Raw genomic sequence first — 786 nt, forward strand, 5'->3', positions numbered from 1 at the left:
AATAAGCCACCAATCCAGCGACTAAATTTAACATAAAGCCGTTCATACTCCGATGTCTCGAATGTTCAATGAAGGATATATTCTTGAGTTGGTCATTAATTGTTTCAATTATAAAGCGCTTTGAAAGCATCGCTCTATCCCATAGTGACATCGCTTTTGCCTTCATGTTTTTGCGAACCGTCGTAATGAGCTTTACCCCTTTATCGAGTAAATCGGCTTCTAAAGCTTTACTTAAATACCCTTTGTCACCATATAATTTATCCGTCAGACAGCTCGCTAATTCACGCACTGGCTGTGTATCATGCACATTACCTGTTGTCACCTTTGCAGCAACAATTTCACCGTGATGATTAACAATTAAATGCAACTTGAAGCCATAAAACCAACCCATTGTTCCTTTGCCTCGCTGGGCTATTCCATCAAAGGTTTTGTGCCTGGGTATACGAATGTTATGGCATACCTTAATACATGTAGAATCAATGAATTCAACACCTGTAGGCTTTCCTTTAAGCGAAGTGAAATAGGCGCACATCGGCACAAGTACCCTCGGCATAACGGCTAAAAATCGGGTATAACTGAGCAAGTTAGGAAATTCACTTTTGTACATAAGTGAAACATAACCAAGATAGTAATTTTTAAAATCACGGTGATGCGACATATGGAAACTGATGACAATAGTCATAATTTCACTGGTCGTCATACGTCCTGCTCGCTGACGTTTTTGGGTACCATCTTCGAGTAATTGTTGTTCCCATTGAGGTATAAATACTTTGCAAAAATCATCGA

Annotated in this window: 1 protein-coding gene; it reads right to left on the reverse strand. The window is 39.3% G+C overall.

What is annotated here, in order from left to right; translation table 11 throughout:
* A partial coding sequence (locus tag ACT3RM_RS18040; RefSeq protein WP_444511537.1) for an IS982 family transposase occupies positions 1-786 on the reverse strand: 786 nt, incomplete at both ends.

This window comes from Pseudoalteromonas sp. AOP7-A1-14, from assembly GCF_052376275.1.
Lineage (GTDB): Bacteria > Pseudomonadota > Gammaproteobacteria > Enterobacterales > Alteromonadaceae > Pseudoalteromonas.